16 protein-coding genes are annotated in these 21940 nt (G+C 65.0%); 7 read left to right on the top strand and 9 right to left on the bottom strand.

What is annotated here, in order from left to right; all coding sequences use genetic code 11:
- Window positions 1-169: 169 nt before the first annotated feature.
- The 7 genes from VM221_03770 to VM221_03740 all read right to left on the bottom strand — a co-directional run bounded on the left by VM221_03770 (window position 170) and on the right by VM221_03740 (window position 8959).
- A complete protein-coding gene (locus VM221_03770) occupies window positions 170-655 on the bottom strand; it encodes a transposase (protein ID HUT73938.1) in 486 nt (161 codons plus the stop codon).
- Between the two features lie 566 nt (window positions 656-1221).
- Entirely contained in the window at window positions 1222-2115 is an 894-nt protein-coding gene (locus VM221_03765; GenBank protein ID HUT73937.1) for a hypothetical protein, read from the bottom strand.
- A gap of 220 nt (window positions 2116-2335) precedes the next feature.
- Window positions 2336-3172 carry a hypothetical protein gene (locus VM221_03760; protein HUT73936.1) on the bottom strand — a complete coding sequence of 279 codons (837 nt, stop codon included), beginning with the start codon at window positions 3170-3172 and terminating at the stop codon, window positions 2336-2338.
- A complete protein-coding gene (locus VM221_03755) occupies window positions 3169-3678 on the bottom strand; it encodes a hypothetical protein (GenBank protein HUT73935.1) in 510 nt (169 codons plus the stop codon). The genes VM221_03760 and VM221_03755 overlap by 4 nt, the downstream gene beginning before the upstream one ends.
- A gap of 13 nt (window positions 3679-3691) precedes the next feature.
- Entirely contained in the window at window positions 3692-4123 is a 432-nt protein-coding gene (locus tag VM221_03750; protein ID HUT73934.1) for a hypothetical protein, read from the bottom strand.
- A gap of 866 nt (window positions 4124-4989) precedes the next feature.
- Entirely contained in the window at window positions 4990-5658 is a 669-nt protein-coding gene (locus VM221_03745) for a TylF/MycF/NovP-related O-methyltransferase (GenBank protein ID HUT73933.1), read from the bottom strand.
- 301 nt (window positions 5659-5959) lie between these two features.
- On the bottom strand, window positions 5960-8959 hold the full coding sequence (locus VM221_03740) for a glycosyltransferase (protein ID HUT73932.1): 3000 nt from the start codon (window positions 8957-8959) through the stop codon (window positions 5960-5962).
- 322 nt (window positions 8960-9281) lie between these two features.
- On the opposite strand from VM221_03740, the gene VM221_03735 reads away from it, so the two are divergent.
- From VM221_03735 to VM221_03705, 7 genes are all read left to right on the top strand, one after another.
- Window positions 9282-10031, top strand: coding sequence for a nucleotidyltransferase family protein (locus VM221_03735; GenBank protein ID HUT73931.1), 750 nt, complete (start codon window positions 9282-9284; stop codon window positions 10029-10031).
- Window positions 10028-11005, top strand: a complete 978-nt coding sequence (locus tag VM221_03730) for a GHMP kinase (GenBank protein HUT73930.1) — start codon at window positions 10028-10030, stop codon at window positions 11003-11005. Before VM221_03735 ends, VM221_03730 begins: the two co-directional genes overlap by 4 nt.
- Window positions 10971-11660, top strand: a complete 690-nt coding sequence (locus tag VM221_03725; protein HUT73929.1) for an HAD-IIIA family hydrolase — start codon at window positions 10971-10973, stop codon at window positions 11658-11660. The genes VM221_03730 and VM221_03725 overlap by 35 nt, the downstream gene beginning before the upstream one ends.
- A 67-nt stretch (window positions 11661-11727) precedes the next feature.
- Window positions 11728-13239 (top strand): class I SAM-dependent methyltransferase, encoded by a 1512-nt coding sequence (locus VM221_03720; GenBank protein HUT73928.1) that lies wholly within the window; start codon window positions 11728-11730, stop codon window positions 13237-13239.
- On the top strand, window positions 13212-14552 hold the full coding sequence (locus tag VM221_03715) for a glycosyltransferase family 4 protein (GenBank protein HUT73927.1): 1341 nt from the start codon (window positions 13212-13214) through the stop codon (window positions 14550-14552). Before VM221_03720 ends, VM221_03715 begins: the two co-directional genes overlap by 28 nt.
- 2 nt (window positions 14553-14554) lie before the next feature.
- Window positions 14555-15976 (top strand): glycosyltransferase family 2 protein, encoded by a 1422-nt coding sequence (locus tag VM221_03710; protein HUT73926.1) that lies wholly within the window; start codon window positions 14555-14557, stop codon window positions 15974-15976.
- A 222-nt stretch (window positions 15977-16198) separates the two neighbouring features.
- Window positions 16199-19255 (top strand): sulfatase, encoded by a 3057-nt coding sequence (locus tag VM221_03705; protein HUT73925.1) that lies wholly within the window; start codon window positions 16199-16201, stop codon window positions 19253-19255.
- A 15-nt stretch (window positions 19256-19270) separates the two neighbouring features.
- On the opposite strand, the gene VM221_03700 is transcribed toward VM221_03705, so the two are convergent.
- Window positions 19271-19909: a methyltransferase domain-containing protein gene (locus VM221_03700; protein ID HUT73924.1), complete on the bottom strand. Its 639-nt coding sequence runs from the start codon at window positions 19907-19909 to the stop codon at window positions 19271-19273.
- Between the two features lie 74 nt (window positions 19910-19983).
- A partial coding sequence (locus VM221_03695; GenBank protein HUT73923.1) for a hypothetical protein occupies window positions 19984-21940 on the bottom strand: 1957 nt, incomplete at its 5' end.

The raw sequence follows: 21940 nt of genomic DNA, 5'->3' as shown, positions 1-21940 counted from the left end.
AGGAGAACCCCGCGCCCAACGCGGGCCCCGCGGGGTTAACAGAACCCCGCGCCCAATGCGGGCCCCGCGGGGTTAGGAGAACCCCGCGCCCAACGCGGGCCCCGCGGGGTCGAGAGGACCCCGCGCCCAAGAACCCCGCGCCCAAGGGACCCCGCGCCCCCAGCGCGCGTCATACGCCGGGGAATCCGCTGTCGCCGTAGACTTCGTGCCACGACGAGAATGGCCAGTCCCGCGCGCTTGGCGCCAGGCCACGCCGCACGGGGTTGTCATGGATGTAGTCCGCGAGTTGCTCCAGGTGCTCGTTTGTGCGCAGCATGTGATCGAAGAACTCCTCGCGCCAGACCTGTCCCTTTCGGCCAAGATGCTTATTGATGTTACGCGCGCTGTGTCGCTTGAAGGACGCCATGACCTTGCTGATGCTGGCCCCGTGCGGCTGTATCAGCAGGTGCACGTGGTCGGGCATGATCACATATGCTAGCACGTCGAAATCGAGGACGGCTGCTACCCGCTGCAAGGTATCGCGGACGATCTCCTTGCAGGCGTCGTCGGCAAGCAGCGACGTGCGCCGAATAGTGCTCGTGCGTAAGTGGTAGATCCCGTCCACCGCATGAACGCGGCGGCCACGTACATGCCTCAGGTGCTCGAAACCTGTCATCTTCGCGCGCCCCGCGGGGTTAGGAGAACCCCGCGCCCAAGAGACCCCGCGCCCCTTATGCCACCGGGCGCAACCTTATGCCGCCGGGCGCAACCTTATGCCGCCGGGCGCGACCTTCTCTCAAGGTCGCGGGCCCCCGCGGGGTTAGCAGAACCCCGCGCCCAAGGAATCCCATGCCTGCGGGGTTGGCAGAACCCCGCGCCCCTCATGCCCCCGGGCGCGACCTTCTCTTAAGGTCGCGGGCCTCGCGGGTTCGAGAGGACCCCGCGCCCCTCATGCGCCCGGGCGCGACCTTCTCTTAAGGTCGCGGGCCCCGCGGGGTTAGCAGGACCCCGCGCCCAACGCGGGCCCCGCGGGGTTAGGAGAACCCCGCGCCCAAGGAATCCCATCCCCGCGGGGTTAGCAGAACCCCGCGCCCAAGAACCCCGCGCCCCCAACGTGCGAGCTTGCTGCGCTGCTAGCGGCCTGGCGGCCGGGGGGCAGCATCCCCCCGGCCGCCAAGCTTGTGCGCCTCCGGCGCGCTCGTGCGCCTTCAGCGCGACTGTCCAGTCACCTATGCAGGCAACTTACAGGGCCGGCATAGTCGCCCAGGTTGGGTCGAGATAGTAGCGACCGTCTGTCTGCAGCGGGAGCGGGGTGATGGTGAGCCTGAAGGTGTAGGGGCGGTTAACACACGCATCACCGTTGTTGACCAGCCACCAGTAGCCCCAGTCCTGGCTGTTGTTGCCGCCGCTCCAGGCGCCAGGGACAAACGTACCGGTGTTGTTGTCGTCCAACGAGTAGGCGATGGGGATGTCCTGCCAAATGTCGTTGGGTCGGTTAGTCACGTGCCAAGCGCGGTTGCGGCCCCAACCGTCCTCCAGGAAGACCAACCCGTCGGCCTTCGCCTTGTCGGTCGAGGTCCACGTGTTCTTGACCAGGCCGCAGAACTGGCCGTTGTTGGAGCTCAAGGTGCCGGGGATGTCAGCGGACTGCGGGACTGGCGTATCCGGATTGGTCGGGATCGTCAGCCCGTCGCCCGGCTGCCCCTGGTGGAAGTAGACCGTGCTGGCGCCGAGGGTGAGGAACTCCCACATTTCGACGTCGGCGATGACCTGGATATTCATATCACCCTCAGGGGTGCCGAAGCACTGCATCCAGATGTAGTCATCGTAGTCATACACGCCGCCGAACACGTACCCCGAGCCCGAGACCGCGGTGTAGTAGTTCTTGGGGCCGGCCGGGGCCGGGGCTGCGGGCGTCCTCACCCAGGTCCCCGGACCGCCCGGCGCGGGGTCAGTCGCGTTTGGGGAAGCCAGGTTGTACGGGTAAGCCCCGCCGCCGGTGATGCCGTCGAAATAGCCGGCGCCGCCGGAGTTCGGGTTGTAGCTCAGGCCGTCGTTGAAGCCGACGGTGGCCCACGCCGCGCTGGCGCTCACCACCATCGCCGCCACGATGGCCAAAATCATAATACGTCGCATGTTTGCGACCTCCGTTCGTCGTTCATCATTTTCCGGCTTCAGGCCGCCGGAGGGCCTCCGCCGCCGTCGGGGCGGATCCGGCCTGCCCAAAGTTGCACCCGGCAGGCTGGGCGTGCTAAAATGGGTGTGGTCCGGGGGTCTCGGTCCCGCTCCTGCGTGGATCAGGCCGGGCTCCCGGGCCACACCTGCTGCTCTGTCACTGTCCTAGTGGCACCTCCTTTCACCGCGTTTTTATTTGTGAGGCGGACACCACAACCGATGTCCGTCCGCGAAGCGTCCCCCGTCCGGGGATCGCGATTCGCGCTTCCACGACGTAGTCGCCGGCTGCCAGCCGGCGCGGCGTCCATGTTCCCGTCAACCGGCGCACCCCGTCGGGCAGCACCGTGCCGGTGCCGCCATTGAGGCCGATGCGCCCCGCCACGCGCCCGCCCGCGTCGTACACCACGGCTGAGCCGGTGGCCTTGAAGTCAATATTGCCCGTATTGCGCACCTCGACCACCACCTCGACGCCGCCGTCATGCGGGGTCGCCTGCATCAACGCCACTTCCGCCGCCGGGCGGCCGGTCAGCGGCACCGTCTGCATCACCAGGGCGCCCAGCCGCGCCTCCACGCGCAGCCCCACGCCCGTGGGGGGCCGCAGGTGCTGGGCCTGGAAAAGCACCGACGCATAACGGCCGCCGGTCACGCCCCGCGGCACCTTGAGCGTGCAAACCACCTCCTGCGATGCTTGCGGCCGCAGCTCCATCCGCTCTGGCCGCACCTCTATCCACCCCGCGCACGACCAGCGGTCTTCCCCGCGCGCCCCCACCAGCGGCATGCCGTCCGGGGTGAGCGTGATATCGCGCGTAACCGCCTCGATGTGCACCTGCTGCCGCCCGACATTGCTGACGGTTATCTTGAACCGCGCGCTTCCCCCCGCCCCCGTCCGCAACCGCACGATGGGCGGGCTCACCGCGATTGCCACCGGCGCTGCCCCCGGCCCGGGGGCGCCTTCCGCCAGCGCGCCCTCCGCGCTGAGGGCAAGCATGATGGCCGCGGCCGCCCAGCGCACTGTCATGGCGTCATCAGGTAGGTGAATGTGATGGTGCCCTGGTAGGTTCCCGGGCGATCCTCCCATTTTGTCAAGATGCGGAAATCGAGCGTCTCCACCGCCTGGGGCGCCTGGGGCCCGCCCTGCGTAACCATACGCTTGAGGTCCATGGTGTCAAATCCAAGTCCACCGCCCTGGTCGGGGGTGTCGGGCGCGCTCTGGCGGCCCATAAACAGGCGTTCGGGGCCGATGCTGCCATTGCTGCTGGTGAGCGCGGAGGCCGCGCACGAGACCGACCAGGTGCCGGCATTGCACCCGACCGTCACCGACACCGGCACATCGGCGCCATAAACCCCCGGCGGGCCGGCGACGGCGAAGTGCAGCGCGTCGGTGCTGAGGCTGACGGTCATGTAGGAACCCACCTCGGCGATGACCGCCAGGCTGGGGCCGGCAACTTCGGTTTGCGCCGACACCGGTCCCGCCCCCGCGATGGCCAGCGCGCAAAGGAAAGGTATCAGCATCAGTCCGCGCATCAGCACACCCTCCTCATGGCTCCACCAGGGAGGTGAACTGGATCGTCCCCACGTACGTTCCGGGGCGATCAGTCCAATCCACGATCAGGGAAAAGGACAGCGTATTGCTCACCACCGCGCCGGCAGGGCCGCCGTAGGCGACCACGCGGGGCTCGTCCAGCGACTGGAAGCCGGCGCCGGCGAGGGGATGCGAGGACTCGGTGCTCAGGTGGTGGCTGACCAGCAGGCGACCGGCGGGAAGCGTGGCCGCGTCGCCGGCAAGCTCAGAAGCCTGTACGACGACGCGCCAGGAGGGGTAGGTTGAAATGACTTCGACGGAAATGGGGGCGGGAGCGGTCGCGATGCCGGGCACGGCGATGGCGGGGAAGTTGAGAGCGTTGTCGGTGAGCTGGATGAGGATAGCGGATCTGGAGCCCGCTGGCCGGGTCGCCGGCTCAGAAGGCACACCAAATCCGCCGGCATGTGCGCATGTCGTCAGAAAGAGGCACGTACCAAGCGCCATCAGCACCATTCGCCCGGGAATGGCCTGAGCCCCAAACATTCGGTCCCCCAGTAAGGACGCGTGCTAACGCACGACCGAAGCCGGGGCGGCGCCGGTGGCCCTCCGCGCTGCCGGATGTTGATCCATCGAGCGCCAGAGGCCCGGCACGGCTTCTGCTGCGGGCGGAACAGACGCACCACGGCATACCAGGGCAGCCACGCGATAGCCGAGCCGACGCAGAATACGTTGACCCGGCGACCTTTTACTGCTCCCGGCACCTGGGAGTAGCGCCCGAACGCCTCCAGTTCCGTTAAGTCGAAGGGCCTTCCTTCGAAGAGAGCGGGAAGATAAACGAAGTAGCCCAGGCTGTCAGCATGTGGGCGCGGACGAGTGTCCAGGCGAGGGAAGATAACGACGGCCGCGATAACGGCAACTGCGCAATAGCAACTCAGCGGTGCCAAGCGACTGAGCACGGCGATGCGACGCATTCTGCTGACCATGGCCGATGTCCCCTCGTTTCGGCAGCAGGTACGTTCTTGGTGACGCGCATTGTACCACAAGCAGGAGGGCGAGGTGAAGATGGGACCGTGCTTTCGGGGGGTGCGCGCTGCGCTAGCGATGGCCGACGCCCGTACCCTGCGGCACACTGCCCAGGTTGAGAATGGCCAGGCCGCGCCCGCCTTGCGCTCGTTTGCTCGAGGTTGCACCCGGGCGCGCCAGCTATGTGGGCGTTATCGGGGGCCGCCAACTCAACCCGACAGACGGCCCGCGCGCGCGGCAGAGGTCGGCGGCCAACCTCGCTTGTGGATGCGACCACTCGAGGTGTCTGATCACCTTCTGCGCCGCCTCCACCAACCGCGCGGACTTCCGGTCGAATCCGTCGCGGCGTGGTGGCGAATCACTACCGCCTGTCCAGTGGGCAGATACACAGGGTACTCAGGCCGGTCCGCAAAGAACTCATCCACGGCCTGTTTCGCTCCCGGACTACAACTCCAACCGTGGTCATCGAAGACCATGACCCCGCCCGGACGCAACCTTGGATAAGACCAGATGCAGGCGTCCAGCACAGACCGATAGAGGTCAGCATCGACGTGGACGAAGCAGAATTGCGCGTCTTTCGTCGGGCGCGCGGTCTCGGGGAACAGGCCGGGATAGATGCGGACATCTCGGCAATCGCGCAGGTAGTCTTCCACCTGCTCCAACGACGTGTCAATAAACTCGCCCTCGCCCATCACGTCGATCAAGGATGGGGCGGGTAGACCCGTGAACGGGTCGAACAGGTGCAATGTCCTGCCCGGACACGCCTTTGCCAGCAACTTCGCCGTGCCCCCTCGGTACACGCCCAGCTCGGCGGCATCCCCTGTGATGGCACTTACCGTCTTGCCGAGTTGCCACAGGATGTAGCATCTGGGGACGTCAAGGATGGTATGCTCCTGCACTTCGCTCAACACGGCCTGGAAGCGCAGGTCTTCATCCCAGATCAGCAGGTCAGCACACATGGTCGTCCTCCCTGATGCTGTCATAAACAGGAGGCAGGTAGTCCCGGCGGCAGTCCGATGCCCACCACTGCGGTGTGTATCCCGGTCCAGGTATCAACGAAGCCCGACTACGGCTGCAGATTGAAGCCCACGCAGGTCGTTGAGCCCGTCGTGACCATGATGTCCTCTTGTGCTCCAAGCGGCTAGCCCCTTATTGGCTCGCCTGCACTGCGTGTGTGCCAGGCGGCGCGCTGGCATCTCGTACATGCCATGCGGAGCTGTCGTCATGGCCCCCGCCGACACAAACGAGTAGAACCGTCGGCTACCTGTCGCCTTGAGCCCCTTCCCTGCGTGCTCTCTGCACATTGCGAAACCAGTGGGCCCAGCGCACCGACTTGGCCCAGGCCTCCACCGTCCGCCAGCGAGCCTTGGTAGCCTGCGCACCGTGCTGGCGGTGCTCGAACAGCACCTCATCCAGCACCGCCATTCTTTGCTGATGGCACACGCGCGTGTATAGATCGTAATCCTCCGCCTCGTCATAATCGAGGTCATAGATGCCACCCTCTCGCAGCAACTCACGGCGAAACATAATCGAGCCGTGAGCCAAGGGGCATTCCCTCTCCATGGCCTTGACAATCTCCTCGTGGGTGTGGACCGTTCCGAAGAAGCGCCCCAAGTCCTTGCCTTCGGCGTCAATCAGAACCGCACGGGCGCCCAGCAAGCACACTTCCGGGTGATCCATGAGGTACCGGATTTGCCGTTCAAGCCGCTGCGGGCGCGAGAGGTCGTCCGCGTCCATGCGCGCTATGAATCGGCCCCGCGAATGCACCAATGCGACGATGAGGCCGCGGCTCACGCCAATGTTGTCTTCCAGGCTCACGAGCTTGAGCTTGCCGTCGGCGTGCAGCTCCTGTAGGCGTTCTCGGGTTCCGTCCCGCGAGCCGTTGTCCACTACCACGAACTCGAAATCCTGGAACGTTTGCCCAAATACACTGTCCAGCGCCTCTTGCAGGAACTGCATAGCGTTCCAAGTGCACATGATCACCGAGACCTGCGGACGGTAACGGCTCCATCGGCCGGGGCGAAGCGTGAGCGCGCCCCCGCTTGCGTTCTCACATAGCGCGATCATGAAATTACCAAGCGGCAGTCGCCAGTTGATCTGATCGTCCAACTGAGGCACGAGATCACGAATGAGAAAGCGCTCGCCCAGCACCGACTCATACTCTGGCCGAGTGTATTCCCGCACGTGATAAGGCCAAATCTCACCCGACCAGGGCTGCCACGGCGTAGAGACGATCAGCAGGCCGTGCGGCTTCAATACACGCGACATTTCGGCCAGAAAGGCCTGGTCGTCGGGGATGTGCTCAATGGTCTCGAAAGACACTACCACGTCGAAAAAGTCGTCCGGGTACGGCAACTTGGTCGCGTCCGCCACCGTAAAAGTCACTCCCGTGTCGCCGTGTCGGTAGGTTGCATAGCGCACAGCGGTGTGAGAGCGGTCAACCCCGGTCACGCAGGCACCCGCCTGTGCCAGAAGGGCCGAGCCATACCCGGTACCGCACGCACAGTCCAGCACGCGATCCCCGGAATCAATGAACCGAGCCGCGAAGCGGTAACGGGCGACGTGTAGGAGCCGCCCCATCTCGGGCGCGACTTCTGGAAACATCCGTTCCGTAGGCCGGTCGAGTAGGGAGGCCTCACCGCGGGTGGGCTGCGATAGGTGTCCTTGGGACGGGGACGAACGCTGGGGCAAGTGCAGCCGGGTTGCGATGTCCCTACAGAGTTCGGGAGCGAACCGCAAGTGCTTGCGTGTGACGCCGTCATACACCGCCAGCCGTCGGCTCCCCGATAGCATAGCCAGCAACTTCGCCTTCGAATAGCGGCCGGAGGTTTCATCGGTAGCGACTATCACCAGGTGCGGACGCGTGGCTTGCACGGCGCGTAATAACCCCACGGTCCCTGACTGCCGATAGTCAACCAGGCGAACACCTTCATTCTCTATCCATGCCAACTGTGCTGCCGTCGACGGTGATGCAGCCACCAGGAATTGGCCCGTCGGATACTCGGTCTCGGCCGCAGCAATCGCTTCCACGACCGCGGCGGTCCTGGCCGCCGCGATAACCGCCACTCGTGGTCGGTTCGGCAAGCGGGGCAACTGCCTTTCGAGCCGGGGGGACTCTGCAAGGCGCCGCTCCACTTCTGTCCGCTGCAGGGGATCCAGCGGCGGCGGGCCGAGTGTGCCCTCCAAGAGAGACGCCAGGTATGCCTCCGGATCGGAGTCCTCGTCCAACACACGCCAGCTGGTCAACCGTTGGTGGAGGTCGGTCCCGGGATAGAAGCGGACCACGGTAGGATCACATGCCGGGCTGTGCAACAACTGAGCGAACTCCGCTGAAACCGCCGGCACCTCCCCCGCATACGCACAGACGAGCCGCGGCAACGCAAAGGGCACCCCCTGCGCGCGATGGGCACTGAGCACCTGCCGCACCCGGTCGAGGTCTACAAAGCGGCGGATCTCAGCGGCATCGCCCTGGTCGAGCACCTCCGGCTCATACTCCACGAAGATGCAGCCAGCGGACTTGAACTCCTGCAGTCGTTCGGCGGTCATGAGATCAATGCGTGTGCTTATCTCCCACGTCAGGTGCGGGCGCTCCGCCATGCCTGCTGCCAGGCCCGTGCTCGCTTCGTCGTCTGCCGGCACGGTGAGTCCGCGAAACATGATGTGGCGAAGACCCAGGCGCTGATGCAAGTCGTCAACCTCCGCGATGCAGTCCTCGAGGTCGCGGTAACGCACTTGCCTGCTTTCGGGGTTCAGGCAGTAGATGCACTGGTACGGACATCCCCGCCCGACCAGGACCGGCAGCGCCCCGGTGACGTACCTGAGCCCGCGCACGTGGCGACGGCCCAGGTACTCCCGCACCGGGAAAAGCTCCCAGGCGGCGCGAGGCAAGCCGCTCAGGTCGGCCGACAACGGCGACGCGCCCGTCGCAACGATCTGGTCGCGGTCTCGCACGACGAGCCCCGGCACGTCAACCAGAGACCGCTCCTCACGGAGTGCTTTGACCACTGCCGTCAAGACCCATTCCGGCTCTCCCAGGACGAGCCCGTGCGCCAGACTCCGCTCGACCAGTTTCTCGCGCAGGGAAAGTGCCGCCGACCCGCCGATCAACATCGGCGCCGATGGGTTGACTTCGGCGTTGATGCGCGTAAACCAGCGCAAGTAGTCCAGCTGCTCGTTGACCCCCGCAGTGTACATCATGTCGTAGGCGCGCTCTTGAACCCACCGCTCGACCTCCTCGAAAGCAACCGGCGTGGCTCCCATGTCCAGTACATCGACCGTACAGCCTGCAGCGCGGAAGGCGCCAGCTGCCAGCGCAAGTTCGAGCGGTGCCACTGCCTCTTGCCGAGGATCGAGGCACGAAGGAGGACACAGGATCACCACATGCATGATGCGCTCCAGTCGAAGAGTCTACAGGCGGCTGCGATGCGCCCGGCGGAATAGGAGAGACCCGTGGGACGGCAAACTTGACAGGTCCACCGCACGCAAGGTATAACGTATATTGAATCACAATAGGGGGGGGTTGTCCAGCGCCAGACCAGAGGTAGTCGAGCCGCCTCCCACCGCGCTCGCTCGAAGGCGGGACATGCTGATGAAAGCCTACTTGCTGGCCGCAGGCCGTGGTGAGAGACTGCGACCGCTTACTGACAGAGTGCCGAAATGCCTGGTGCCGATCGCGGGGCGGCCCTTGCTCGCGCACTGGCTAGAGCTGTTTCACGCCCACAACGTGGACGAGGTCTTGATCAACACCCACCATCTGGCAGAGCAGGTCCGCGAGTTCGTGCGCGCACACCGACCCCCGCCGCGTGTCATCCTGGTACACGAACCAGAGCTCCTGGGCACCGCTGGCACCGTCCAGGCCAACCGCGGGTTCGTCGAGTGCGAACCGGATTTCCTTGTCGCGTACGCTGACAATCTCACGCGCGCGGACTTGACTAGCCTCGTGGTGTTTCACCGGCGGCGCGGGGCGCTGGTAACGATCGCCCTTTTCCACGCGCCCGATCCCACCCGGTGCGGCATCGCGCAACTGGCCGCGGACGGCAGGGTCACCGCATTTGTGGAGAAGCCGGAGCATCCCCAGACGGATCTGGCGAACGCAGGCATCTATGCCATGAGCAGCGACATCTTCGACTACCTCGGCGATCAGACGCCCCTTCGACTTCGCTCAGGGCAGGCGCTTGATTTCGGGCGCGATGTTTTCCCCCGGCTTATCGCCGACGGCGCGGCCGTCTATGGGTGGGAAACCACCGCCTATCATCTCGACATCGGCACACCAGCGGCGCTGGCTCAGGCGGAGCGCGATGTCGCCGCGTGGTCACAGGAGGCACGGGCATGATCGTCACCCAGACTCCTCTGCGGATCAGCCTGGCCGGAGGCGGGACCGACCTTGCGCATTTCTGGCGCGAGGAGCCGGGAATGGTCGTCTCGACCGCCATTGACAAGTACGTGTTCGCTGTGATCAAGCGGCGTTTCGATAACCTGGTCCGCGTCGGGTACACCAAGACTGAACTGGTCGCCACTATTGACGAGATTGAGCATGACCTTGTGCGAGAGGCCGCGCGGCAGATAGACGTAGGCCCCGGATGGGAATTGAGTACAATGGCTGACGTCCCGGCTGCCGGCAGCGGCCTGGGGTCGTCTGCAAGCGTGACGATAGGTGTCATGCACGCGCTGTGTGCCTATGTTGGCAGACTGGTGACGGCCGAGGAGTTGGCGTCGCAAGCATGCCGAATTGAGATTGACGTCCTGGGCCGACCCGTCGGAAAACAAGACCAGTACATCGTCGCTTACGGAGGGCTACGGGTGATAGAGTTTGGTTGCGATGGCACCGTTACTACCGAGACCATCAAGATGCCGATGGATGCCCGGCTCAGGCTGGAAGACAACCTGCTGCTCTTCTACACGGGTCTTACGCGCGATGCCAGCGGGATCCTGGCGGAGCACGTCCGCCGCGGTCATCAGAACATGGGCAACCTGCGCCGCATACGGGACCAAGCGCGAGAGTTGCGGTGCGCTTTGGAACGGGGCGAGATCTCGGCAGCGGGTGAGGTCCTGCGGGAAGGCTGGGAGCGCAAGAAAGCCCTCGGCGGCGCCGTAAGCTCACCAGCAATTGACGCCATGTATGAGCGGGCAGTCAAGGCTGGAGCGCTTGGCGGCAAGGTGCCAGGCGCGGGCGGCGGGGGGTTTCTGCTCCTCTATTGCCCTGAAGGGACGCGCGAATCAGTACGGGCAGCCCTCGCCGACTACCGCGAGTTGCCTTTCCGCTTTGAGCCAGATGGTAGCAAGGCTGTCTTCAATGCGCGCCGCTGAGCAGGCGCGCTCAACTGGCACCTCCCCGTCGCGGGGCCGCGCGGCTGCATTCCTTGACCGCGATGGCACAATCATCCGCGAGGTGGACCACCTGACAGATCAGCGGCAGATCAGGCTCCTGCCGAGAGCGGCGCGGGCTATCTGCCGGTTGAATCGAGCCGGCGTAGCGGTCGTGATCGTCAGCAACCAGTCGGTGGTCGCCCGCGGCATGACCGATGAACGGGGAGTCACCGCCGTCAACGACGAAGTCTTGCGGCGGCTCGCGCGCCGGGGAGCACGCGTTGATCTGATCGAGTACTGCCCTCATCATCCAGAGGGGAGCGTCGCGCGCTACCGCAAGCGGTGCGGATGCCGCAAGCCCGCGCCGGGGATGCTGCTGCGGGCGTCGCGGGCACTGGCCCTTGACCTGTCGCGCAGCGTGGCCATCGGCGACAATGTCGGCGACATACTTGCCGGGCGCGTGGTGGGCGCCACCACCATCCTGCTGCTGGGAGGGCACGGCCGTGCTGCCCTCAAGGCACTTCGGCCCTCAGGTCGGCAGGCCGACTACACTACGACGACGCTCGCGCGGGCGGTTGACTGGTGGCTGACCCACGGCGCCATATTAGCACACGGACCAAGCAATGCATGGATTATGCCTCATAGCGCTCGATGAATGCTGCTCCTGCCGCGAGGAGGCAGCCGCACTGGCGTGCGGCTGGGAAGCGCTCCGACCTGGGCTCATGGCCCACGGCATTTCGCTCGAATACCTGGCGGGACCTGATGCGCGGCCGCACCTACCCTACTATTATGAACCCTCGGATTTCCCCGCAGCCGGGCCGGGCGTCAAGGAGGTAGTCCGCGAGGCGCTGGAACGCGTTGGCGTCAGTCTAGTGTTCGTGGATGGGGGGGCACAATGCGCATGTCAATTGCCACTGAAGGAGGCAGCAGCAGAGCTCGGGGTGCCAATCATCACCATTGACGGGACGTGGCTGCGACGGGAGGGCGCCCCGGCCATCGAACGCCTGACCGCAGCACTGGAAGCGCAACTCGCCGAGCGCGGTGGAGAGCAACTGATTATCCCGCCAGGCGTCGAGAACCGCGTGCCCAACGCGGTTACTCCTAGCACCTTGGACGTCGAATTGCTTGCGCGCTACCAGTTCGCCGCGGGGTTCGCGGCGGGGATGCGCGTGCTCGACCTGGGCTCGGGGGGCGGATACGGCAGTTACCTGCTCGCCCAAGCGGGAGCCCGGGAGGTGCTTGGCCTTGACCGCGACGATCGGGCGATAGCATTCTCGCAGCGAGGTTATTCCGCCCCCGGCTTGTCGTACGCGGTGGGTGATGCTCTGATCACCGGGCTGGAAAGTGAATCCTTCGACCTCGTCGTCTGCTTCGAGGTGCTGGAGCACATCATGCAGCACGACGAGCTGCTGAGCGAGATCGTGCGCCTGCTGCGCCCGGACGGCATATGCTTAGTCTCGACTCCGAATCGGAAGGTCCTGCGCGCGCAATTGGCGCGTCAGGGCCTGACCAACGTGTACCATGTCCGAGAGCTCTTCGTCTGGCAGTTTCGGGAACTCCTGGACCGCTACTTCCACCGCGCTGACCTTCTGGGCCAGCGCCTGGCCCCTACGTGGTCACACAGGCTTGCAGAGTGGGAATTGGCTCGCGGGCTGGCCAATGACCTGGAGGGGGTTGCCGCGCAGTTCCAGGCGGTAGTGGACGGCCTTCAGCAGGCCCACACGCGGGACCTGAAAGCGATCGAGGACATTTTGAACGAACAGGTCCGCGCCGTTAACAAATGCCTTAACAAATGCCTTCACATCGCCAACCAACAGGCGGCGGTGCATAGAGAGGTGAGTGCGCTGGGGGCGGCCGTCGCCTCCATCAGAAGCAAGCTGCGCCCCTCCTACTGGCTGCGACGCGCCTGGGGCAAAATGACGGGCAGCGCGGCGCGCCTCCCGGCCGAGTCTGCCACACCCGGTGCGGAGCCTGCGGCGACTGCGCTGACGCGCCAAGTGGCGGGCTTGGGCACGGAGCTGCTGCCTACTGGGGCTGACCAAGGGCTGCCCTTGCGCGGAATCTACCCTACCCCCTTTCAGTTCGCTGCTTATGTGGGATCCTACCTCCAGCGTTTTCCCTACCTTGCAGCGCCGCCGCTGGCCAGTGTGAGCGACGTCGAGCTCTCGCCGCTGCTTGTTGACATCAGCCCGCACCTTGTGGCGATATGCAGAGAGAAGCGCACCGCCGCCTGAGGCGAGGGCGTCGCCTGCCAGCGGGTGCTTACATGAGGCGATGTATCATGCGCGTAGCATATGTTTCGCAGGCGTATGCACCCGTCCGCGGGGGGAGCGAATGGGTGGCTCAGCAACTCAGCGAGCGATCGCTCGCCAGGGGGCATGTGGTGCGGGTGTTCACATCAACCGCGCAGCACGATGTTGGGTTCACCGATCCCACCGCGCCCAGCATGCGCGCCGGCGAAGACCAGGTCAACGGCGTCCCCATCACTCGTTTTCCCATTCGATTCGGCTTGCAGCGCGTGTGCCAAGCGGGGCGTCTGGCGGCGCGGCTTCCGGTAGCCCGGATCAGGGAGTCGCTGGATGCACACGCGCGGGGGCCGGCGCTGCGCGGAATTGCAGGAGCCGTCGCCGCCTGGCAGCCGGACGTCGCGGTAGCGGTGCCAGCCTCGTCGAGCGTCCTCGTTTACACCCTGGCGGCGCGCCGCCGCGCTCGGGGAAACCTGGCGGTGGTTACTATTCCCTGCTTCCACGCATTCGATCCCACCAGCAACCATCCGGCGGTAATCAGCCGCATCGCCCGGGCTGACGCCGTTATCGTGTTCACAACCCACGAGCGGGACGAACTGGTAGCCCAAGGCGTTTCACGGGATCGGGTAACGGTAGCGGGGCTCGGCGTGGACCCCACCCCGCTGGATGACGACGAGGCACTCTCCCATGACTTCCGGGCCAAGTACAACGTGGGGCGGTCACCGCTGATTGCCTTTGTCGGGCGCAAGCAGCGCTACAAGGGCGTGTGGTTCCTCATCGAGGCAATGCAGCAGGTATGGCAGTGGGTGCCCGATGTCCGGCTGGTGGTGGCCGGGGGGCGCACGATCGAATCTCCGCATATGCAGCGCGAACTCGGATATATGCCCCGTCACTGCCAAGCCCGCATCATCTGGATCGACGATTTCGCCGACGAGGACAAGCGCAGCATTCTTGCGGCGGCCGACGTGATTGCCTTGCCCTCCTTGCACGAGTCCTTCGGCCTCGTTTACCTCGACGCGTGGCTGCATAAGAAACCAGTAATCGGCTGCCGTCTAGGAAGCACGACCTCGTTGGTTGATGACGAAGTAGACGGACTGCTGGTGACCTTCGAAGACCATAGAGGACTAGCCCGCGCCGTATTGCGTCTGATGGCGGCGCCTGCGCTCAGGGCTCGCATGGGCGAGGCGGGATACCGCAAGCTTCTGCGCCACTACACGTGGGGCGCTGTCATAGATCGCTACGAGCAGGCATATGCGGAAGCTGCTAACCACGCGCGGGCGGAGCGGCGGCGAACGGCTTAGCGATGTCACACCCGAGCGTCAGTGCCGTAGTGGTCTGGGGTCAGGAGGATCTTCACGCGGTCCAGACCACCATCGACTCGCTGCGAGCGGGCACAGCGCCATGCCACGAGATCATCGTGGTCGAGACGGCGCGCAACGAGCGGGAGGTCATGCACCTGCGCGGCCTCTATCGCGAACCGGTGCTCCTTTCCCTGGCGCGCGGCGAGGGACGCGCCTACGCGCTGGCGTCCGGCGCGCGGGCGGCGACTGCTCAGCAACTGCTGTTTGTGGAAGCCGGCACCACGCTGGACACGGAAGCCCTGGCCCGACTGCGGGAACACCTTGACGACCATCCAGAGGCGGCTGCGGCGCAGCCGCTAGTGGTGATTGCGGAGAGCGAGAACTTCGTATATGCGGCGGCAAGCTGCCTGACCCGCGGCGGATGGGTGGTGCCTTGCAGCTACGGCGAGCGCACGAGCAAGGTCGCCGGGCGAAAGAGCGGCGCCGCACTACCCAACGAGAGCTGTGTGCTCGTTCGCAGGGAGAAGTTAGACCGGGTGGGCGGCTTGGATACGGAGCTGTTTGACGCCTTCTGCATGGCCGACCTGGGGATCCGTTTGCTGGCCGCCGGCGGCGAGATTGGTTTCGTGCCTGAGGCCTGGGCCCGACAGCCCTACGGTTACCCTGAACGAACCTACATCGTACGGCGAGCGCGCTTGCGCCTGGCGGCAAAGACGATGCCGCTGGGTCGTCTGGTGCTGATGAGTGGAAAAGAGTTGCTGCGCGACGCCTATCTCGGGTTGCGAGCCGTTTGCCACCGCAGCCGGGCAGAAGCAGCACAACTGATGCGTAAATGGCTGTGGCTGCTTTGGCGATTCCCGAGCGCCGCACGGCTGCGGCGCGAACTCGTCCCCTGGTACCGGCGGGCTGCGTCCGCTGTGGACGGCGGAGCGCCCGAACGTGCACCGCGCCTCAGCGCCTGGCCCCCACCCTGTCCTGGAGAGCTCACAACGCGCCGGATGGCCGCTGTTATCCACTTGGCTCGCCCGCCCGAAGCCCAGGTCGGCCTGGGTTGGGAACCGCCTGGCGCCTATGGGGCGGCAGAGGGGCTCGTTGCCCGTTCTGGGGCTACCGTCTTTCTTCCCTGGCCCTACCCACTCATAACTCCGCTTAGCCGCATAACCATTTATGGTGAATCAACGGCGCCCGGCCGATTGGAGGTTGAGATCAACGGCTGCGTTACCGCCCGTCTCGATCTCAGCGCAGGCGCGGTCAGCGCCTGCGCACCGCTGGGCGGCGCTTCTTCCCTGCAACGCGTTTCGCTCTACCCCTTGCCGGCGGCTGACAATGCTCCGCCGCCGACGCTTCGCGTGCACACCATCGCCATCGGCTGGGAAGGCTGTGAGGCAGATGCACGAGGTCAGGCCGACCCTATTCCCGCTTGAGCGGGCATGGTATGATGTGGCCGATTGCGTATCACACCTCCGTGCTATCTCTGCTTGTATGCGCTTGAGGATAGAGGAATGTCTTTCCGGGGACTTCTTCCTGCCGTTCTGGTCATAGCCCTTGCGGTTGCGGCGCTGGCATTCACCGCGGCGACACAGCCGCACCTGCCCCATTCGCTGCGAACCCTTGCGTTGGTGGTTGGAGCACTGGGACTAGCCGCGGTGACGCTACTCATCCTTATTAGGTGGCAGGCCAGACCGTCAGCGCATGAGCCGATCAATGTAGTACGCCTTGCCGACATCGTCCAGCCGCGTGCGCCGCAGGTGACCGAGGCGGTGGTGCGTGAGTTCAACTTCGAGGATGGGCCGCAGGGGTGGCAACCCACGGCAGGAGTCGAGTCCCTGCGTGTGATTGAGAGCGCGCTGGTCGGCGCAGTCGGCGTCGAGGGCGCCGCTCTGGAGTGGCCCTGCGCGGTCGAGGCGGAGACGGTAACGCATATCGTGCTGTCCATCTCCGCTAGCGCCGACGGCGTGATCGGAGCGCACTGGCTCGGCGCCGATGGCAGCCCAGCGGGCAGCGTGGTGTCGCCGGTGCACGGCGTGGGCAGTAGGTGGCGCTCCGGCGCGGCTAGCGATGGGGACAGCGTCTGTCAGATCATCGCACTACCCGTCGGCACAAGCGCCCAATGGAAAGGCCGCATATCCCTGATACGCATCGCACTGCGGACCCCCGCGGGCACGCGATTCCGCATCGAGCGACTGGCTGTCGTCAACCAGGAAGTAGGTTGGGTGGAGAGGGACGACCGGGTGGTGGTGCGCCGCTTCAAGTTCGACGGCAGCGAGGGGGCAAGCGGGTGGATCGGGATAGATGGCGCCACGGTGCACGCCGCGCCGGGCAAGCCGCTCACGTTCCGCAGCGACCGGGCCGGCGGAGCGATCTGGTGCGGCATCAGCCTCGACGCCGCTACCGTCACCCAGATCACGGTGGCCATGGATATTCCAGAGGGCCGCGCCATCTTCGACACCGCGCGCCTGTTTTGGGGGGTGGCGGACGGCCTGGCCCCTTCAGGGGAGCGCTACCTGGACGTGCGCACCTACGCCGGCAAGGGGATGCAGACCTACGTCTTCAATGTCGGCCAGGCGCCCGCATGGCGCGGCCACATCCGCTGGCTGGCGATCATGCCCGACACGGAGCGGGACCGCGTCGAGGCGCGCATCGGTGCGATCGCGTGCGAGCACCACTCGACGCGCCGCGTGCGGTTCGACGACGAGCTGCGCACGGCCCTGCCCGTTCCTGACGGCGAGCGCTTCGCGCATCGCGTGACGGTGCCCCGGCGCGCGGCGTTCTCGTGCAGCGTGGGGTTGACCGGGGCCGCTTCCGGTGAAGCGATCACCATCACCGTCGGCGTGACCCCCGATGGCGCTCGTCGCCGCACGGTGGTGGCGGAGCGCAGGGTGGAGCCCGGCTCCGTCGAGGCTGCGCGGTGGATTGATGTCAGCGCCGACCTGCGGCGCTGGGGCGGCCGCGCGGTCACGCTCGACATCGAGGCGCGGACGGCGGGCCGCCTGTCCGGCTTCGCCCTGGCTAACCCGGAGATCCGCTCCCGGCCGCGCGGTCGGGGGGGGCGGCGCCCGCCCAACATCGTCATCCTTGACCTAGACGCCCTGCGCCCCGACCACCTGGGCTGCTACGGCTATGACCTGCCCACCAGCCCCAACATTGACGCGCTTGCCGCCTGCTCGACCCTGTTCGAGCGCGCCTACAGCCAGGCGAACTGGACGCTCGCCTCCCACGCCTCGCTGTTCACCGGCAAGCTGCCGACCGATCTGGGCATGGTGCTGGACACGGATAAGCTGAGCGGCGATGAGCGGACCCTGGCGGAGCTGCTGCGGGAGCGCGGCTACGCCACCGCGGGTTTCGCCGAGGGGGGGTTCATGGGCGCCGAGTTCGGCATGGACCAGGGCTTTGACGTCTATTATGACACGCGCCTCGAACCCGACATCGCGCAGACCACGGAGCACCTTAGCCGCTGGCTCGAGGCCCACGCGGAGCAGCCGTTCTTCCTGTTCTTTCACACTTACGAGGCGCACGACTGGGTTGCGCTGAGACGACATCATCTCGACCCCTTCCTACGGACGCCGTATAACGGCCGCCTCGCCGGCGACTACAACCTGCGAGAGGAACTGAAGGAGCCCGATTATGTTCCGACCTGGCCCGACGCGGACGACATCGCCTACATGAAGGCCCTCTATGACGGCGAGATTCGCTGCGCGGATGAGTACGTGGGGCGGATACTCGGTCTGTTGGCCGCGCTGGGGCGGGCGGACAACACCATCGTCGTGCTCACCTCCGACCACGGCGAGGCCTTCTTGGAGAACCCGGAGTCCTTCGGGCACGGCGGGCGGCTCACCAACGCGCTGATCCAGGTGCCCCTGCTGATTCGCCTGCCGGGGCAAGTGACAACCTCGCGCGTGCGCGAGGCAATCGGCAGCTATTCCCTGTTCGCCACCTTACTGGAAATGGCCGGAGCGCTTCCCCCGGCCGACGCCGCCCCCTCGCTGGCGCAATTCCTTGCAGGGCGGGCAGCGCTGCCACGAAACCTGCTGGTGAGCACGGTCATTCACCAGTGGGCCCTCACGTCGGGCCGGCACAAGTTCTACATTTTCTTGGCAGGAACTGGAGCGTATCCGTCCTCCAACCGCGCCCTCTTCGATCTCGAAGCCGACCCCGAAGAGGACTACAATATCTCGTGGAAGGAACAACGTCTGGCGGCGGAGATGAGCAGGACGCTGGTGGAACGTATCGCGGAGCGCGCCCGCTTCACGCTGCTGCGGCCCTACGGCGGCGAGCAGGAGATGCGGGTCACGCTGCGAGGATCATTCGAATATGCCGTAGCGGCGGGCCAAGGCGCGCGTTTTGAGGGTGAACAAGATTCTGATGTGACGTTCAACTTCCCGTCTGGTGGGGCCTATCGCCCTGTCATCCTCTGCATGGCAATCCCTGGAGAAGCCATCGAAATCGAGGTTGCTTGCGGCGAGACAGACTTTCCGGCCTCACGGGTCTTCGTCGGTGAGGGTCGCCGTCATCCCGAAACCATGCCGTTCACCATTGGCGCGGGCGCCCTCTCATTCCGAGACCTTTCGGCATCCGTGCCGCCGAGGCCTCCGGAAGGGGAGGAGCCCTATCTCATGGTTTATCAGTTCCACGAAGTCTCGGCTGAACCTGTTGAGTTAACCGAGGAGCGGCGTAAGCAACTCGAGGCGCTCGGTTACATGTAGCGAGAATCTGCACGTTCATTTCTGAGCAATGGCCCATACCACCATGGGAAACCGAGGCTCATTCCGGAGCGAATGAAACAGCGGGCGGTAAGGCGCCCATCTGGTGAAGTTGGCCCGGATACAGGTGCGGTTTCCCCATGATCCAGTTTGAATGCGCTCCAGACTGAATCCACATTCCGCGAGGAAATACTTGATCCCAATCTCCGTCCAACGAGAGCAGTCGATAGGCTGATCGTGTATACGTATCAGGAACGGTGTGGTGATGAGCAAATATCCGTTAGGATTCAGCATCCTGTAAACATTCCTACCCGCGCGATAGGGCCAGAGCAGGTGTTCAAACACCTGCTCCGCAATGATCAAGTCAAACGTCTCTTCCAGCGAAGATCCGCAGATGTCAAAGTCAGGGTGGTGAACTTCTTTGTACTCTTTGAATGACTCCCATTTGCCCCAACTGCTGCCTGAGATCTCGAGTGTCTTCAGTGTATTGGGCTTTAGGCCTCTGACGATCTTTCGGGTCTCACGGTTCATGACCACCCGGCCCCAATATTCGTTGGTCTTGCCCAGTGTTCTCAGTGCCTCATAACCACGTCGAAGCATGGGATAACCTGGCAATACCTTAAGCACGTTACGGGCTATGGAGACTACTGTCTTCATGGCATGAGATACCGTTTTCAACCGGGGGTCAAGGGCGGGACTGCCAGTTGTGAGGAGAGAGTTCTGCCTTCCCGTCACGTCCTCCTGCACTGGGCCGGGTGGGCGATACGCAAGCCCTGGCGCTTCCCGGCGCAGGTGATGACGAGGTGAACGCCGAGCACGACCAGAGCCGCCGCGTACGCCCCCAGCCCAACCATCAACGCAACGCTGAAGCCAAAGAAGACGGCCAGCGTTACCGCGAGCACCGATCCCAGGACCGAAGCCGCGCCATTGACGCCCCAGAACCACGGTATCATGGCCTGAGCGCGATCGCGAACGACCCGGATGCCCAGCGGGAAGGGCATACCCATCAGCAGCCCCAGGGGCGCCAGGAACACGACGGAAAGGCATACGCGCGCCCCCTTGCTCGCGGCCAGAAAGTGGGCCAGTACGCTTGGCAGGACCAGCCTGTACACGAGCACCGAAACGCAGAGTAACCCCAGAAGCAGCACCAAGCGGCTCGCGGTTCTGGGCTCGGCCACCCGGTTGGTCAGCAGGCTGCCGAGCCCGCTCGCAATCAGCAGCGTGCTTAGCATGACCGACAGCGAATAAGTGGGATGCCCCAGGAAGAGGACGAACCTCTGCATCAGCGCCAGTTCGATCATGATGTAGGCGAGCCCGAGGCAGAGGAAGTAGAGCAAGAAAATGGCCTCACGCCGATGAGCTCGCAACGCTGGCCGCCGCAGGGTGTAGAGCGGCCCCAGGATGAACAGCACGACGGCGGCGCCCAGCAGCACCAGCAGGCTCACCAACAGCGAAATCGGGTTGGTGTTCCACTGGGACAGATGCTGAAGCAGCGAAGTGTACGATAGGTCCTTGCGGCTCGTCAGCAGGAAGAAGAACGGCCGGTCATCGGTAACCGGCGACATGTCGGCGGGCAAGGAGGCGAGGAACCCCTGCAGATCTGGCGTGGCGAGCAAGCGCTCGAAAAGCTCCTCCTTGCCTCCGCCGGGTGCATACACCAGTTCGAAACCCATGCGCGCCGACACCGCGCGCAACGTGGACAATTCCTGCGGGGCGAAAGGCGAGCGCTTCATCATGAAGGTCGCCACGCCCATCGGGCCAAACATGACTCTTGGCATGAGTACTACTGCGACATGGTCGGCAGGACGCTTCACGCCCTCCGCCTCGAGGGCGACTCGAGCGAGGGTGGCTAACCTGAGGATTTCGTCCGGCATCGGATAGCGGTACCAGTGGCTGATGCTGAGGATCCCGTCAGGGGTCAGGTGCTGATAGTAGTCGCGGAACGCCTCGCGGGTATAAAGGAGATTCTCGGTGAGCACGAAGCCGCCGCCCGCGGTCGCGGCCCAGGTATCGGTGAGCGAGGACTGAATGATGTCGTAGCGCTGCGAGGAGCGCGCGATGTAACTGCGGGCGTCACCGACGGTAAGGGAAACGCCGGGGTACTGATAAGGTCGCCCGGTGAAATCCGCAAATACGCGCTCCACGATGTCAACGATGGTGGGGTTGATTTCCACGGCGTCAACTTTCACCTGACCGAAGTTGAGGGCGGTGAGCACGTCGCGCCCGCCGCCAGGGCCGATCACGAAAACGCGGCCTCTCTGCTTGAGGTAATACGCTACCGCGGTCACGTCATAGCGCAGGTAGTCGAGGCGCGAGGGATCGCCGTCGAAGCGCACCAGGGGGGTTGCCGCGTTGGCGTCTATGTTGATGTACATCCCGCGATCCGGCGCCGGGCCGTCGTACGCGGGCGACAGGCCCCATCCGAACGGACGCCCTCCCCAAGACCCTCGCTGCTCGAGTAGTACCGCCAGGCGCGAAATGGGGTTCCAGCGCTCGTAAACCAGACTGACCTCCTCGCCCCCCTTGGCGGGATGGATGCGCCAGAGGTCGCGCGCCTGCCCGCCAAGGGCGAGCACCGCCAGCACCAGGCCCGCCGCCAAAGGCAAGCCCCGCTCGTACCCCACCAGCGGACGGGAAAAAAGCAAAGCGGCGCCACAGGCGACGAGCGCGATCACGACTAGCGCCGTC

Source organism: Armatimonadota bacterium, from assembly GCA_035527535.1.
Taxonomy (GTDB): Bacteria; Armatimonadota; Hebobacteria.
The sequence above is the reverse complement of the archived record's forward strand: the minus strand, read 5'-3'. Positions and strand labels throughout refer to the sequence as shown.

Excerpts from the sequence above, each read along its gene's own strand:
- VM221_03700 (HUT73924.1), bottom strand. The coding sequence starts at position 19,909 with ATGAAGACAGTAGTCTCCATAGCCCGTAACGTGCTTAAGGTATTGCCA.
- VM221_03720 (HUT73928.1), top strand. The coding sequence starts at position 11,728 with ATGGCCCACGGCATTTCGCTCGAATACCTGGCGGGACCTGATGCGCGG.
- VM221_03725 (HUT73929.1), top strand. The coding sequence starts at position 10,971 with ATGGTAGCAAGGCTGTCTTCAATGCGCGCCGCTGAGCAGGCGCGCTCA.
- VM221_03765 (HUT73937.1), bottom strand. The coding sequence starts at position 2,115 with ATGCGACGTATTATGATTTTGGCCATCGTGGCGGCGATGGTGGTGAGC.
- VM221_03735 (HUT73931.1), top strand. The coding sequence starts at position 9,282 with ATGCTGATGAAAGCCTACTTGCTGGCCGCAGGCCGTGGTGAGAGACTG.
- VM221_03710 (HUT73926.1), top strand. The coding sequence starts at position 14,555 with ATGTCACACCCGAGCGTCAGTGCCGTAGTGGTCTGGGGTCAGGAGGAT.
- VM221_03740 (HUT73932.1), bottom strand. The coding sequence starts at position 8,959 with ATGGGAGCCACGCCGGTTGCTTTCGAGGAGGTCGAGCGGTGGGTTCAA.
- VM221_03755 (HUT73935.1), bottom strand. The coding sequence starts at position 3,678 with ATGCGCGGACTGATGCTGATACCTTTCCTTTGCGCGCTGGCCATCGCG.
- VM221_03715 (HUT73927.1), top strand. The coding sequence starts at position 13,212 with ATGCAGAGAGAAGCGCACCGCCGCCTGAGGCGAGGGCGTCGCCTGCCA.
- VM221_03730 (HUT73930.1), top strand. The coding sequence starts at position 10,028 with ATGATCGTCACCCAGACTCCTCTGCGGATCAGCCTGGCCGGAGGCGGG.
- VM221_03760 (HUT73936.1), bottom strand. The coding sequence starts at position 3,172 with ATGACAGTGCGCTGGGCGGCCGCGGCCATCATGCTTGCCCTCAGCGCG.
- VM221_03745 (HUT73933.1), bottom strand. The coding sequence starts at position 5,658 with ATGTGTGCTGACCTGCTGATCTGGGATGAAGACCTGCGCTTCCAGGCC.
- VM221_03770 (HUT73938.1), bottom strand. The coding sequence starts at position 655 with ATGACAGGTTTCGAGCACCTGAGGCATGTACGTGGCCGCCGCGTTCAT.